Source organism: Pseudomonas qingdaonensis, from assembly GCF_018398475.1.
Lineage (GTDB): Bacteria > Pseudomonadota > Gammaproteobacteria > Pseudomonadales > Pseudomonadaceae > Aquipseudomonas > Aquipseudomonas palmensis.
On sequence record NZ_CP074676.1, the window covers coordinates 779,049 to 792,749 of the forward strand.

10 protein-coding genes are annotated in these 13,701 nt (G+C 67.0%); all 10 read left to right on the top strand.

Annotated elements, in window-relative coordinates; translation table 11 throughout:
• Positions 1-5 precede the first annotated feature (5 nt).
• The 10 genes from tssH (at position 6) to KH389_RS03585 (ending at position 13,595) form a co-directional block, all read left to right on the top strand.
• Entirely contained in the window at positions 6-2,594 is a 2,589-nt protein-coding gene (tssH, locus tag KH389_RS03540) for a type VI secretion system ATPase TssH (RefSeq protein WP_213606886.1), read from the top strand.
• Positions 2,595-2,604: 10 nt separating this feature from the next.
• The gene (locus KH389_RS03545; protein ID WP_213606887.1) at positions 2,605-4,122 is read left to right on the top strand and encodes a sigma 54-interacting transcriptional regulator; all 1,518 of its coding nucleotides are present in this window, start codon (positions 2,605-2,607) and stop codon (positions 4,120-4,122) included.
• A gap of 96 nt (positions 4,123-4,218) precedes the next feature.
• Positions 4,219-4,359: a hypothetical protein gene (locus KH389_RS03550; protein ID WP_043860553.1), complete on the top strand. Its 141-nt coding sequence runs from the start codon at positions 4,219-4,221 to the stop codon at positions 4,357-4,359.
• Between the two features lie 17 nt (positions 4,360-4,376).
• Positions 4,377-5,540 (top strand): type VI secretion system-associated FHA domain protein TagH, encoded by a 1,164-nt coding sequence (gene tagH, locus KH389_RS03555; RefSeq protein WP_213606888.1) that lies wholly within the window; start codon positions 4,377-4,379, stop codon positions 5,538-5,540.
• A gap of 5 nt (positions 5,541-5,545) precedes the next feature.
• Positions 5,546-6,040, top strand: coding sequence for a type VI secretion system lipoprotein TssJ (gene tssJ / locus KH389_RS03560; RefSeq protein ID WP_043860551.1), 495 nt, complete (start codon positions 5,546-5,548; stop codon positions 6,038-6,040).
• A gap of 2 nt (positions 6,041-6,042) precedes the next feature.
• Positions 6,043-7,374, top strand: coding sequence for a type VI secretion system baseplate subunit TssK (gene tssK, locus KH389_RS03565; RefSeq protein WP_213606890.1), 1,332 nt, complete (start codon positions 6,043-6,045; stop codon positions 7,372-7,374).
• Positions 7,375-7,378: 4 nt separating this feature from the next.
• Positions 7,379-8,248, top strand: a complete 870-nt coding sequence (gene icmH, locus KH389_RS03570) for a type IVB secretion system protein IcmH/DotU (RefSeq protein WP_058540725.1) — start codon at positions 7,379-7,381, stop codon at positions 8,246-8,248.
• Between the two features lie 14 nt (positions 8,249-8,262).
• A complete protein-coding gene (tssM, locus tag KH389_RS03575; RefSeq protein WP_213606892.1) occupies positions 8,263-11,820 on the top strand; it encodes a type VI secretion system membrane subunit TssM in 3,558 nt (1,185 codons plus the stop codon).
• Complete coding sequence (locus KH389_RS03580) at positions 11,821-12,549, top strand: PP2C family protein-serine/threonine phosphatase (protein ID WP_054916580.1); 729 nt, start codon at positions 11,821-11,823, stop codon at positions 12,547-12,549.
• Complete coding sequence (locus KH389_RS03585; RefSeq protein WP_213606894.1) at positions 12,546-13,595, top strand: serine/threonine-protein kinase; 1,050 nt, start codon at positions 12,546-12,548, stop codon at positions 13,593-13,595. Before KH389_RS03580 ends, KH389_RS03585 begins: the two co-directional genes overlap by 4 nt.
• Positions 13,596-13,701: the final 106 nt, after the last annotated feature.

The window sequence follows — 13,701 nt, forward strand, 5'->3', positions numbered from 1 at the left end:
GACCGATGAACATGATCACCGTAGACCTGCAACAACTCATCCAGGCGCTGGACGCCGACACCCGTCGTGACCTGGAGCGCTGCGCCGAACGTTGCGTGGCACGTGGCGGCAGCAGGATCCTGGTCGAGGACCTGCTGCTGGAATTGCTCGATCGCCCCGAAGGCCTTCTTGAACGGGCCTTGCACGACGCCGACGTGGCGCCGGGCGAACTGCGCGCCACCTTGCAGGTGCAGCTTGAACACAGCGCTTCGCGCAACCCGGTGTTCGCCCCCGAACTGGTGCAGTGGCTGCAGGATGCGCTGCTGGTGGCCAACCTCGAACTGGGCAGCAGCCAGGTCGAACAGGCTGCGCTGATCCTGGCGCTGCTGCGCAACCCCGTGCGCTATGCCGGCAGCCATTACCAGCCGCTGCTGGCCCGCCTGAACATCGAGCGCCTCAAGGGCTTCGCCCTGGCGTCCCGGCCGGTTGCAGCGCAGGGTGCCGCGGGCGGCCAGGGCGAGTCGATGCTGCAGCGCTTTACCCACAACCTCACGCAGCAGGCCCGCGACGGCCGACTCGACCCGGTACTGTGCCGCGATCAAGCGCTGCGCCAGATGATCGACATCCTTGCCCGGCGGCGCAAGAACAACCCCATCGTGGTGGGCGAGGCCGGTGTGGGCAAGACCGCCATCGTCGAGGGCCTGGCGCTGCGCATTGCCGCCGCCGAAGTGCCGCCGGCACTGCGCGGGGTAGAGCTGCTGGCGCTGGACATGGGCCTGCTGCAGGCCGGCGCCAGCGTCAAGGGCGAGTTCGAGCGACGCCTCAAGGGCGTGATCGACGAGGTCAAGGCCGCGCCCCGACCGGTCATCCTGTTTATCGATGAAGCCCACACCCTGATCGGTGCGGGCGGCAACGCCGGCGGTTCGGATGCGGCCAACCTGCTCAAGCCTGCACTGGCGCGGGGCGAGCTGCGCACCATCGCCGCCACCACCTGGAGCGAGTACAAGAAGTACTTCGAGAAGGACCCGGCCCTGGCCCGGCGCTTTCAGCCGGTACAACTGCACGAGCCGACAGCGGACGAGGCGGTGACCATCCTGCGCGGCCTGGCCCAGGTGTATGAGAAGAGTCACGGTATCTACCTGCGCGATGATGCGGTGGTGGCGGCGGCGCACATGTCGGCGCGCTACCTGGCCGGGCGACAGTTGCCGGACAAGGCGGTCGATGTGCTCGACACCGCTTGTGCCCGGGTGCGCATCAGCCTGGCCGCCGCGCCGCAACGCCTGGAACGCCTGCGTGCCTCGCTGGCCGAGGGCGAGCGGCAGGTGCAGGCGCAGCAGCGCGACGCCGAAGCCGGCGTGGGTATCGACCAAGAGGCGCTGCACCTGTTGCAGGCGCAACTGCGCAGCGACCAGGCCGACCAGCAGGCCGTGCAGGCGCGCTGGGAACAGCAGCGCGCGCTGGCCGAGCAGGTGCTGGACCTGCGCCGGCAGTTGGCCGAAGCCCGCGAGCAGGGCAATGCACGGGATGACGTGGCCTTACTGCAGGCCAGCCTGGAGACCACCCGCAGCCTGCTGGAAGCGGCGCAGGCCGAAGAGCGCCTGGTCAGCTTCGAAGTGTGCCCGCGCCTGGTGGCCGAAGTGATCAGTGCCTGGACCGGCGTGCCGCTGGAGCAACTGGCCCGCGAGCACAACGCCAGGATCATGCGCTTTGCCGAAGACCTGCGTGCGCGTATCCGTGGTCAGGAGCAGGCCGTGCAGGCACTGGACCGCTCGATGCGGGCCAACGCAGCCGGCCTGGCAAAGCCCGATGCGCCGGTCGGGGTGTTCCTGCTGGTGGGGCCCAGTGGCGTGGGCAAGACCGAAACGGCCCTGGCCCTGGCCGACCTGCTGTATGGCGGCGAGCGCTTCATCACCACCATCAACATGTCCGAGTTCCAGGAGAAGCACACCGTGTCGCGGCTGATCGGCGCGCCGCCCGGTTACGTCGGCTATGGCGAGGGCGGCATGCTCACCGAGGCGGTGCGCCAGAAGCCCTATTCCGTGGTGCTGCTGGATGAGGTCGAGAAGGCCGACCCGGACGTGCTGAACCTGTTCTACCAGATCTTCGACAAGGGCGTGGCCAACGACGGCGAGGGGCGCGAAATCGACTTTCGCAACACCCTGATCCTGATGACCTCCAACCTGGCCAGCGAGCAGATCGCGAGCCTTTGCCAAGGCGCCGAACGGCCCTCTGCCGAGCAGCTGGAACAGGCCATACGCCCCGCCTTGAGCAGGCATTTCAAACCGGCCTTGCTGGCGCGCATGCGTGTGGTGCCGTACTACCCGGTGAGCGGCCCGGTGCTGCGCGAGCTGGTCGAGATCAAGCTGCAGCGCTTTGGCCAGCGGCTGCTGCGCCGGCAACTGGGTTTCACCTATGCCCCGGCGCTGGTCGAGCACCTGGCCGAGCGTTGCACCCAGGGCGACAGCGGCGCGCGGCTGATCGACCACCTGCTCGACCTGCACCTGATGCCGCAGGTGGCTGACCGGCTGCTGGCAGCGATGGCGGCCGGGGAGTCGTTGCAGCAGGTGCATGCCACGCTCGATGGCGATACGGGCGTGAGGTGCGAGTTTGCCTGAGGTGGGGGTGATGTTCACCCACGTGCCGCAGCCCTTGCGTTATGCCGAAGCCCTGTTGACGCACTTCGCCAGCCTGTCGCGTACGGGCCGGGAACCCGCGCTGCAGGAGCGCTTCGTGCAGGCGGTGGCCGAGCTCAGCGGTTGCGAACTCAGTCAGCTGTACCTGCTCGATGCCACCCACACTTCGCTGAGCCTTGCCGCCGAATGGCTGGGCGGGGCCTTGCAGCCGCGTGCTGCCGCCAGCGTGCCGGTGGATTACAACGGCGAGCAACTGCTGCAGTTCGCGCTGTGCCAGAACCGTTCGGTAAGCCTTGCCGACCTGCCCGCCAGCCTGCTCGACACCAGTTTCCTGCCGGTGCTGCACAGCCCCTGGCAGTCGCTGCTGTGCGTACCGCTGCTCAACCCGCACCAGGCCATCGCCGGGCTGCTGCTGTGTGCCAGCCGCACCAGCGTCGACCTGGGCGGCTTTGCCCAGTCGCTGGGACAGCTGGGGGCGTTCGTGCTGGTGCAAATGGAGTTGCTGCAACGCCTGCACCAGCCCGAGGTGGCGCCGGCGCCGCTGCCCGCCACGCGCGCAGGCGCCACCGACTACGGGCTGATCGGCAACAGCGCCGCGATGCGCCAGGCCTACCAGCTGATCAGCAAGGTGCTGCACAGCCCCTACACCGTCCTGCTGCTGGGCGAGACCGGCACCGGCAAGGAGGTCGTGGCCCGGGCGATTCACGACTACGGCCCGCGCGGTACCCGGCCGTTCGTGGTGCAGAACTGTGCGGCCCTGCCGGAGAACCTGCTGGAGAGCGAACTGTTCGGGTATCGCCGGGGCGCCTTCACCGGCGCACTGCGCGACCGCCCTGGCCTGTTCGATGCCGCCCACGGCGGCACCCTGCTGCTCGACGAGATCGGCGACATGCCGCTGTCGCTGCAGGCCAAGCTGCTGCGCGTGCTGCAGGAGGGCGAGATCCGCCCGCTGGGTTCCAACGACACCCACACCATCGATGTGCGCATCATCGCCGCCACCCACCGCGACCTGGCGGTGCTGGTCAGCGAAGGGCGCTTTCGCGAAGACCTGTACTACCGGCTGGCGCAGTTCCCCATCGAGTTGCCGGCCCTGCGTCAGCGCGGCGGCGATGTGCCAGTGCTGGCCCGGCATTTCTCTGCCAAGGCCTGCGAGTTTCTGGGGCGCAAGCCCCTGCAGTGGTCGCCGGCGGCACTGGCCTACCTCGACGGGCTCGCCTGGCCGGGCAACGTGCGTGAACTCAAGGGCCTGGTGGAGCGCGCGGTGTTGCTGTGCGACGGCGAGTGCCTGCTGCCTGAGCATGTTGCCCCGGCCAGCGAAGTACCGTCGGGGGACAGCGGGCTGAACCTGCGTGATCGCCTTGAAAACGTGGAGCGCCACTGGCTGCTCGACTGCCTGCGCAAGAACGCCGGCAACCAGACCCTGGCCGCACGCGAGCTGGGCCTGCCGCGGCGCACCCTGCTGTACCGCCTGGGGCGGCTGAACATCAACCTTGGCGAGTTCGAAGGTTGAGCGGCCATGGCGAGCAATGCTGCATTTTCCCTTACAACCGTGCGCTGCCCCCGGCGGGCGGCGCCCCGTGCAATGCCCACCGATGGAGATCTGCAAATGTCTGTTCGTCAATGGCCCGCCTTGCTGCTGGCGCTGATCGTGCTCAGCGGCCTGGGCGGCTGTAGCGGCAATTACAAATTCAACGACGACACCTATCGCCCGCTGGGCGATCCGCAGGCAGCCAACCGCGGCAAGTGAGTGCAAGGAGCATCAACATGGAACTGGTTCTTGAAACGCAGGGACGCAGCAAGACCTTCACCCGTGCAGGCGGCGTGATCGGGCGCGACGAGGCGTGCGACTGGGTCATCAGCGACCCGCAGCGGCATGTCTCCAAGCGACATGCGCTGGTCACCTGTCAGGAGGGCGTGTTCTTCCTCACCGACATCAGCAGCAACGGCACCCGCGACGGACGCAGCGGTGCGCAGCTGCGCAAGGGGCAGGCGCAGCGAATCGAGCAGGACAGCGTGTACCTGCTGGGCGGCTTCGAGGTGCGCGCGCGCCTGGCCACCCGCACCGCAGCCGATGTCGAGGTCGGCCTGCCCAGCGCCGCGGGCAGCATCATCCCTGACGACGCCTTTCTTGAGCTGGACCCGTTCCATGCCCTCGACCAGCAGGACGTCGAGCCTTCGCCCCTCGACGCACTGAGTGCACTCGACACGGTTGCACCGGTGGCCCGCCAGCGCCCCGACTACGCGCGCATAGACATGGAAAGCCTGCTGGTACCCAACCTGGTGGCGCAGCCCGAACCCGACGATGAACCACAGGCGGCGCCGGCACCTGCATGTAACGAACGGTTCTGGGCAGCCTTTGGCACCGCCCTCGGGGTCGATCTGGGCGGGCTCGACCCTGGCGCCCGTGAAGCCCTGGCGATCAAGGCGGCCGGCCTGCTCAAGCAGAGCATCGGCGGCGTGCAGCAAAGCCTGCGCACCCGCAGCGAACTGAAGAACGAGTTGCGCCTGGCCCTGACCACCTCCCACCGCGCCAGCCACAACCCGTTGAAGTCGAGCGCCGATGCCGGCCAGGCGCTGGGCCTGTTGCTGCACCCGGCCGCGCCCGGCCAGCTCCCTGCGAGCCAGGCACTGACCCAGGCCTACCGCGACCTGCAGGCGCATCAGGTGGCGATGCTGACGGCCTGTCGCGCTGCGCTGCAGGGTGTGCTTGAGCACTTTTCGCCACGCCAGCTGGGCCTGCAGTTCGAGCGCGGCCGGGCACCGCTGCTGCGGACTGCCGGCAGCCAGTGGCGCGCCTACGTGCGCTACCACCAGGCCCTTGGCCAGGACGATGAATGGAGCGAGCGCCTGCTGGCGCGCGACTTCGCCCAGGCCTACGCCGAACAGGTTCGCCTGATCGGTACCCTTCACACCGACGCTCAAGGATGATCCCCATGCTGCGCTGCAAGACCTTTCTCTCCACCGGCCTGATGGCGCTGGCGCTATTGCTGGCCGGTTGCTCCGCGCTGTCGCCGTACTCGGAACTGACCAAGCTGCAACTGACCCTCGACGCCGGTGACCAGCTCAACCCGGACCTCAATGGCCGGCCCTCGCCGATCGTGGTGCGCCTGTTCGAACTCAAGCACCCGGTGGCCTTCGAGCATGCCGACTTCTTCAGCCTGTACGAGCGGGCCAAGGAATCCCTGGCGCCAGACCTGGTGGTCAGCGAAGAGCTGGAGCTGCGCCCCGGTGAGCACGTGACGCTGCGCCTGAGCGTGGAACCTGGCAGCCGCTACGTCGGCGTGCTGGCGGCCTACCGCGACCTGGAGCAGACCCAGTGGCGCTACGTGGTCCAGATCACCCCGCAGGCACTCAACAGCGCCAGCCTGACGCTGGACCAGGCCGGCATTCGCAACAGCAACGCCACACTGGCCCGGACGGAAAACTGATCATGCATGTGCACAAAGTCATTTGGCAGGAAGGCATGCTGCTGCGTCCGCAGCACTTCCAGCACAACGATCGCTACTACGATTACCAGATGAAAACCCGCACCCAGCTGCTGGGCAGCTACAACTGGGGTTTTCTCAGCCTGGAGATCGACCAGCAGTTCCTGAGCATGGGCAAGCTGGTGGTCAGCCAGGCCAGCGGTGTGCTGCCCGACGGCAGCCTGTTCGAGCTCAGCAGCAACATCGAGCCGCTGGCCCTGGACATACCGCCCAACACCGGCAACACGCCGGTGTTCCTGGCACTGCCGCTGGTGACCGGCAACCACATCGAGACCCGGCGACTGGAGCAGTCCGATGTGCTGGCGCGCTACATCGCCTACGAGACCCCGGTCAGCGACTCCAACGCCGGTGACGACATCAACAGCGACATCAGCTGTGCACGGCCGGACTTTCGCCTGCTGCTGGGCGAGCAGCAGGGCGATCAGGCCTACGTCAAGCTCAAGCTGTGCGCCGTGCTCGACACCACCCCGGACGGCGTGATCAGCCTGGACCCCGAGTTCGTGCCGACCTTCATTCACACCCACGCGTCAAGCTACCTGCTGTCGTGCCTCAAGGAGGTGATCAGCATGCTCGGCCACCGTGGCGACACCATTGCCGAGCGCATCCGTTCCAACGGCAAGGTCGGCGGCGCGGAGGTGGGCGACTTCATGATGCTGCAACTGATCAATCGCACCGAACTGCTGCTGCGTCACTACCTGGGCCTGGACCAGCTGCACCCCGAGGAGCTGTACCGCACCCTGCTGACCATGCTGGGGGACCTGGCGACCTTTGCCAGCGACACCAAGCGCCCGCGTACCGACAGCCGTTATCAGCACAGCGATCAGGGCGCGAGCTTTCGCCGGCTGATGGACGGCATACGCGAGGTGCTGTCGATGGTGCTGGAACAGCACGCCATCGAACTGGACCTGCAAACCCGCCAGTACGGCATCCTGGTGGCCGCCGTGCACGACCAGACGCTGCTCGCCTCGGCCTCGTTCGTACTGGCCGCCAGCGCCAACTGCGACAGCGAGACCCTGCGCACGCGCCTGCCCTCGCACCTCAAGGTCGGCCCGGTGGAACGTATCCGGCAACTGGTCAACCTGCACCTGCCTGGCATCAAGGTGGTGCCGTTGCCGGTGGCGCCGCGGCAGATCCCGTTCCATTCCAACAAGACCTACTTCCTGCTCGAATTCAACGCCGAAGACCAGGCCCTGCTGGAGCGCTCCGGTGGTTTTGCCTTCCACGTCTCGGGCGAGTTCGCCGAGCTCGAACTGAAATTCTGGGCCATCAGGAACTGACCGCATGCACAAGGACATCGAACACCGTCAGGACGACAAGACCGTGCTGGTGGACCGCCAGGGCCAGGCGCCCAGGCAGGTTCCGCTGACCGATGGGTTGGCCACGCCGCGCCTGGAGCAACTGGAAGACCGGATGATCTACTCGGCCCGCCTGGGCCCGGCCGAGGCCATCAACATCAGCCTCAACACCCTGGTGGCAGCCGCCTCGGACCTGCTCTCGCACGTGGTGCGGCTCAAGCACAGCGACAGCCGCGAAGACCTCGACGCCCTCAACCAGACCCTCACCCATGGCATCAAGCTGTTCGAGGCCCATGCGCTGCACAACGGCGCCGAGCCCAGCCAGGTGATGACCGCGCGCTACGTGCTGTGCTCGGTGCTTGACGAGGCCGTGGTCACCACCTCCTGGGGCAACGAGAGCGAGTGGGCGCAGATGAGCCTGCTCAGCACCTTTCACAACGAGACCTTCGGTGGCGAGAAGTTCTTCCAGCTGCTCGATCGTCTGTCGAAGAACCCGGTCAAGCACCTGCCGATGCTGGAGCTCATGTACCTGTGCCTGTCGCTGGGGTTCGAGGGCAAGTACCGCGTGATGGTACGCGGCATGCTCGAACTCGAAGGGATTCGCGACGCCTTGTTCCGCCAGGTGCGGCAACTGCGCGGGGATGCCCCGCGCGAACTTTCGCCGCAGTGGGAAGGGCTCAACGACCAGCGTCGCAGCCTGGTGCGGGTGGTGCCCTGGTGGATGGTCACGCTGTTCGCGCTGATCTGCCTGGTGGTGATGTATTCGGGGTTCGCCTGGGTGTTGGGCGAGCAGCGCGAGGCCGTGCTGCAACCTTTTCAGCAGCTTGACCCGGAAACGGTCCAGGCGCAGCAGTAGAACAGGGACGTGTGATGAAAAACTTCTTCAAGAAAGTCGGCGATTTTTTGCGCAAGACGTGGGTATGGACGCTGTTGCTGGTGTTGTCGCTGGTACTGCTGGTGTGGTTCGTGGGGCCGCTGCTGGCAGTCGACGACCACCGCTTCTGGGCCTCGGCTACCTCGCGCCTGCTGACCATCAGTGCGCTGTTCCTGTGCTGGGGGCTGGGCATGGTGTTCGCCAGCTGGCGCGCCGGGGTGCAGAAAAAGGCTGTCGAAGAGAGCGAGGACGGCCAGGAACGCCTGCGCCGTGAAGCGCGCATCGACGAGGACCACAAGGAACTGCGCAGCCGCTTCAGCGAGGCGTTGCGTACGCTCAAGGGCTCGAGCCTGTATGGCGGGCGCAGCGAGCGCTGGCGCAACGACCTGCCCTGGTACTTGCTGATCGGCCCCCAGGGCAGTGGCAAGACCAGCCTGCTGGACTTTTCCGGCCTGGAGTTTCCGCTCAACAAACTGGACCGCCAACTCACCCGCGACACCCGCGGTACGCGCCATTGCGACTGGTATTTTGCCGACCACGCGGTGTTGATCGACACCGCCGGACGCTACCTGACCCAGGAAACCGCCGAGGTCGACGCCAGTGCCTGGCGTACCCTGCTCAACCTGCTGCGTCGACGCAGCCGCAGCCGGCCGCTCAACGGCGTGCTGGTCAGCGTGCCGGTCGAGCTGCTGCGCAGTGGCGACGAGAAGGGCCTGGAAAACCTGGCGCGCCAGGTCCATGCGCGACTGCAGGAAATCCAGCAGACCCTGCATGTCCAGGTGCCGGTGTACCTGGTGCTGAGCAAGGCCGACCAGTTGCAGGGCTTCGACGATTTCTTCGACCAGCTCAGCCGTGAAGAAAGCGACCAGGTACTGGGCAGCACCTTCACCAAGGCGCAGAACGGCACCGATGTGGCCGTGCTGCGCCAGGCCTTCGAGGCGCTGCTGCGGCGCCTCAACAGCCAGGTGATCATGCGCATGCACCACGAGCGCGATACACAGCGGCGCGCGCGCATCCTCGACTTCCCGCACCAGCTGGCGCAGATCGGCGAGCAGCTGTGCCTGTTCGTCGACATCGCCTTCACCGGCAATCGCTACCAGCGCGCCAGCCAGCTTCGCGGGTTCTACCTCACCAGTGCGCCGCACCTTGTCCAGCAGTTGGACCCGGACACCGCCAGCATCGGGGCCAGCCTGGGCCTGCCCAGCACGGTGCTACCCACCTTGCGCAGCGGGCGTTCGCGGTTCATCCATCACCTGCTCAGCCGGGTCATCTTCCCCGAGGCCGACCTGGCCGGCCTCGACCAGCGCGAGCGGCGACGCATCGACTGGGGGCAGCGCGCACTGTATGTCGGCGCGCTGGGCGTACTGGTGTGCTGCGGGTTGCTGTGGGCGGGCGGTTTCAGTGCCAACCACGACCGCCTCGAGCAACTGCGCGGGCTCGGTCAGGTGTGGGCCGGGCAGCGTGCAGCGCTGACCCCGCAAAGCGATGCCATGGCCGCGCTCAAGCCGCTGGACAGCAGCTATGCCGCGACCCAGGTATTCCCGCCTTCGGGTGATGCGTCACTGCATGAGCGCCTGGGCCTGTACCAGGGCGAGCAGAGCAATCCGTTGCTTCGCAGTGCCTACGAACAGGACCTGCACACCCAACTGCTGCCACGGGTGGCCAAACAGCTCGAAGGGCAGATTCGTGGCAACCTGCGCGACCGTGAGCGCCTGCTCAACAGCCTGCGTGCCTACTTGATGCTGAGCATGCCCGACCGCCGCGAAGCCGCCTGGCTGCAGGAGTGGGTAGCCGCTGACTGGTCGCGCCGCTACGCGGGCAACACGGCGGTGCAAAACGGGCTCAACGGGCATTTCGAACGCCTGCTGCAACTGCCATTCAGCTACCCGCTGGACCCGCAACTGGTGGCCCAGGCACGCAAGGTGCTGCGCAGCGAATCGCTGGTCAACGTGGTGTACCGGGTACTGCGCGAGCAGGCCAGCAGCCTGCCCGACTACCGCCTCAGCCAGCACCTGGGCCCCCAGGGCGGGCTGTTTTTCGGCACCGACTACGTGATTCCGGGGTTTTACACCCAGCAGGGCTACGAGCAGTATTTCTCGGTACAGGGCTCGACCCTGGTCAGCGAACTGCTGCGTGACAACTGGGTCCTGGGTGAGGGCAGCGGCATCAGCGACATGGACATGCGCCGCCTGCTGGTAGGATTGGAACAGCTGTACTTTCGCGACTACGCCAACCACTGGAGCGAAGCTGTCGGCCAGGTCGGCCTGCAACCGTTCGGCGATGCCGGCGAGGGCGCCGATCAGCTCGCCGGGCTCACCTCGGCCAACTCGCCGGTACTTCAACTGCTGGTGCAGGTGCGCGACAACACCCGTTTCGAGCCCGTGCCGGGCAGCACCGATGAGCCCGCCGAGGCACCGGCCAGCGACCCGGCCCAGGGGGTCAAGCTGGGCAAGAAGGCCAACACGGCGGTCGCCGTGGCCGGCAAGGTCCAGGGCGCCCTGGCGAGCAAGCCCGCCGTGGCGGCCAAGCCGCTGCCCGACACCGCGAAGAAGTCCCTGCAGCGGCGTTTCGAAGCCCTGCATCGGCTGCTCGACGAAAACAATGGCCCCTCCGCCGACCTCACCCCGGCGCTGCAGGCGCTCAACGACCTGCAACTGCAGATGGCTGGCCTCGCGCGCGCCAGCCAGCCGGAGCAGATGGCCTTCGAGCTTGCCAAGACCCGCATGGGGGGCCAGCGCGATGCGCTCAGCGCCCTGCGCAACGCCTCCGGGCGTCTGCCGAGACCGCTCAATGGCTGGTTCAACCTGCTGGCCGAAGACAGCTGGCGGCTGGTACTCAACGATGCCTACCAGTACGTCAACGAGCGCTACCAGAGCGAGCTGTACGGCTTCTACGGTGAGTCGATCCAGCAGCGCTACCCGTTCGATGCCCACAGCACCAGTGACGTGGCGATCAACGACTTTCGCGAGTTCTTCAAGGCCCAGGGCATCGCCGAGCGCTTCTTCGACACCTACCTGCGCCCGTTCATCAGCGGCGATCCGGGCAGTTACCGCCTGCGCAGCATCGACGGCCAGAGCCTGCCGATCTCGCGGGTCTACCTGGACCAGATGGCCAGGACCCAGACGATTCGCCAGAGCTTCTTCGCCGAGAACCCGGCGCAGCCGCAGGTGCAGTTCAGGCTCGAGCCCTACACCCTGGACTCGGCGGTGAGCCGCGCCGAGTTCCGCTTTGGCGATCGGCAGCTGGACTATCGCCACGGCCCGGTGGTGCCCATGACCTTCAACTGGCCGACCGATGCACAGGACGGTCGCGCAAGCCTGGTGCTCGAACGCATGGTCGAGCGCCCGATCGGCATCGAGAAGAACACCGGGCCGTGGTCGCTGTTCCGCCTGTTCGACCTGATGCAGACCGAGTACCTCAAGGGCCGCGACGTGCTGGTGCTCAAGGCCGAAGTGGGCGGGCTGCGGGCCAACTACCTGCTCAGCAGCCAGCGTGCGCCCAACCCTTTCGACGTTGGCGTGTTACGCGGCTTTCGTCTGCCGGGGTCGCTCTAGATGCAGGTTGGAGCACGCTGGCGCAGCGCGGCGCGCACGGATGCTGGCAAGGTGCGCATGCGCAACGAGGACGCCTTTCTGGAGTGCCCGGCGCAGGGCCTGTGGGTGGTGGCCGATGGCATGGGCGGCTACCGCGGTGGCGACCTGGCCAGCCAGCTGATCGTCGCCAGCCTGGCCGAGTTGCCGGCCCATGGCAGTTTTGACGAGCGCCTGGAAGGGGTGCGCGGGTGCCTGCATTGGATCAACCGGCGCCTTGGCCAGGAACTGACCGTCACGGATGCACATCACGACAGCATCATGGGCAGCACGGTGGTGGCGCTGCTGCTCGAGGGCGAGCGTGCGGCGTGCATCTGGGCCGGCGACAGCCGCTGCTACCTGTGGCGCCAGCAGCGTCTTTACCAGCTGTCACGCGACCATTCGTTGCAGCAGCAGTTGATCGACCAGCGTCAGATGAGCGCGGAGCAGGCGCGGGCGCAACCGGGCGCTCGCGCCCTGACCCGCGCCCTTGGCGCCAGCGAGCAGCTGACCCTGGAGGTGCTGGAGCTGCAGGTATACCCGGGCGATGCGTTCCTGCTGTGCAGCGACGGCCTGTATCAGGAACTGAGCAGCGATGCCCTGGGCAAGGCATTGAGCCTGGCGTCGGCGCAGGTCGCGCTGGAGCGGCTGTTCGAAGGGGCATTGCGCGGCGCGGCGGGGGACAACCTGACCGCAGTGGTGATTCGCCAATGAGCAGGCACCAGCCCGACCTCGGTGCCTTGCTGGCCACCGAATCCCGCGACGCCAACCTCACCTATTTCGCCTTCGTCAACGGCCAGTTGGCCGCCCCGGCGCCCGCTGCGGCCAAGCGCAAGGGGCGCCGCACAGGCAAGAAAAAGCCGGCGCCGACACCGCCGCTGGTGCCGCTGCCGCAGGTGCTGGCCGGGCGCTATCGGCTCGAACGCCTGCTCGGTGCCGGCGGCATGGGCATGGTCTATCGCGCCCGCGATCTGCTGCGCGAGCAGTTCGGTGACCCGCAGCCCTGTGTGGCGATCAAGCTCGTGAGCGAGGCGCTGGCCGCCTCGCCGGATGCCAACGCGCTCCTGTTCAGCGAGTTTGCCCTGACCCGGCACGTGGCGCACCCGCAGGTGGTCAACCTGTACAGCTTCGAGATCGACCCGCCGAGCCAGCGCGCCTTCATCACCCTGGAGCTGCTGCGCGGGCCGGCACTGGACAAACTGCTGTGCGAGCAACCGCTGGGCCTGCACGGGCAGGCGTTGAACGCCATCGTGTTGCCGCTGCTGGAAGCCCTGGCCTGCTGCCATGCCCGGGGCGTGTTTCACGGTGACCTCAAGCCGAGCAACGTGATGCTCGGCGAAGATGGCGTGCGCCTGTTCGATTTTGGTCTTGGCCAGGCCGATGCCGGTGTGCTTTCGGGGCTGGCCCACCTCAGCCGCGAGCGCTTCAACGCCTGGACGCCCGGCTACGCAGCACCGGAACTACTTGAACACGGCACGCTGGGTGCAGCGGCGGATATGTATGCGGTGGCCTGCCTGATCTACGAGCTGGCCAGCGGCAAGCATCCCTATCGGCGCCTGCCTTCAACTCAGGCCCGCGCCGAGCAGCTCGATCGCACGCTGACGCGCCCGTCGAACCTGCCCACGCACTGCTGGCCTGCGCTGAAAAATGCGCTGGCGTTCGACCCTGCCCAGCGCACGGTCAGTGCGCGGCAACTGCAGGAGGCGATGGCGTCGAAAGGGGGCTATTGGGGGCGTGTTTTTTCGCTTTTCAAGCGCTGAAAATCTACCCTGCCGTTTTTACCAACTGCGCAACTTCTTGCGCACTCAAATGTGGATAACCCTGTGCATACATTTCCCTAGGCCTTTGGGATAAAGGCCTACAGAC

What these genes read in the sequence shown, in the direction of transcription:
- tagH (WP_213606888.1), top strand. Translation starts at nt 4,377, where the DNA reads ATGGAACTGGTTCTTGAAACGCAGGGACGCAGCAAGACCTTCACCCGT.
- tssH (WP_213606886.1), top strand. Translation starts at nt 6, where the DNA reads ATGAACATGATCACCGTAGACCTGCAACAACTCATCCAGGCGCTGGAC.
- tssK (WP_213606890.1), top strand. Translation starts at nt 6,043, where the DNA reads ATGCATGTGCACAAAGTCATTTGGCAGGAAGGCATGCTGCTGCGTCCG.
- KH389_RS03585 (WP_213606894.1), top strand. Translation starts at nt 12,546, where the DNA reads ATGAGCAGGCACCAGCCCGACCTCGGTGCCTTGCTGGCCACCGAATCC.
- KH389_RS03550 (WP_043860553.1), top strand. Translation starts at nt 4,219, where the DNA reads ATGTCTGTTCGTCAATGGCCCGCCTTGCTGCTGGCGCTGATCGTGCTC.
- tssJ (WP_043860551.1), top strand. Translation starts at nt 5,546, where the DNA reads ATGCTGCGCTGCAAGACCTTTCTCTCCACCGGCCTGATGGCGCTGGCG.
- KH389_RS03580 (WP_054916580.1), top strand. Translation starts at nt 11,821, where the DNA reads ATGCAGGTTGGAGCACGCTGGCGCAGCGCGGCGCGCACGGATGCTGGC.
- tssM (WP_213606892.1), top strand. Translation starts at nt 8,263, where the DNA reads ATGAAAAACTTCTTCAAGAAAGTCGGCGATTTTTTGCGCAAGACGTGG.
- icmH (WP_058540725.1), top strand. Translation starts at nt 7,379, where the DNA reads ATGCACAAGGACATCGAACACCGTCAGGACGACAAGACCGTGCTGGTG.
- KH389_RS03545 (WP_213606887.1), top strand. Translation starts at nt 2,605, where the DNA reads ATGTTCACCCACGTGCCGCAGCCCTTGCGTTATGCCGAAGCCCTGTTG.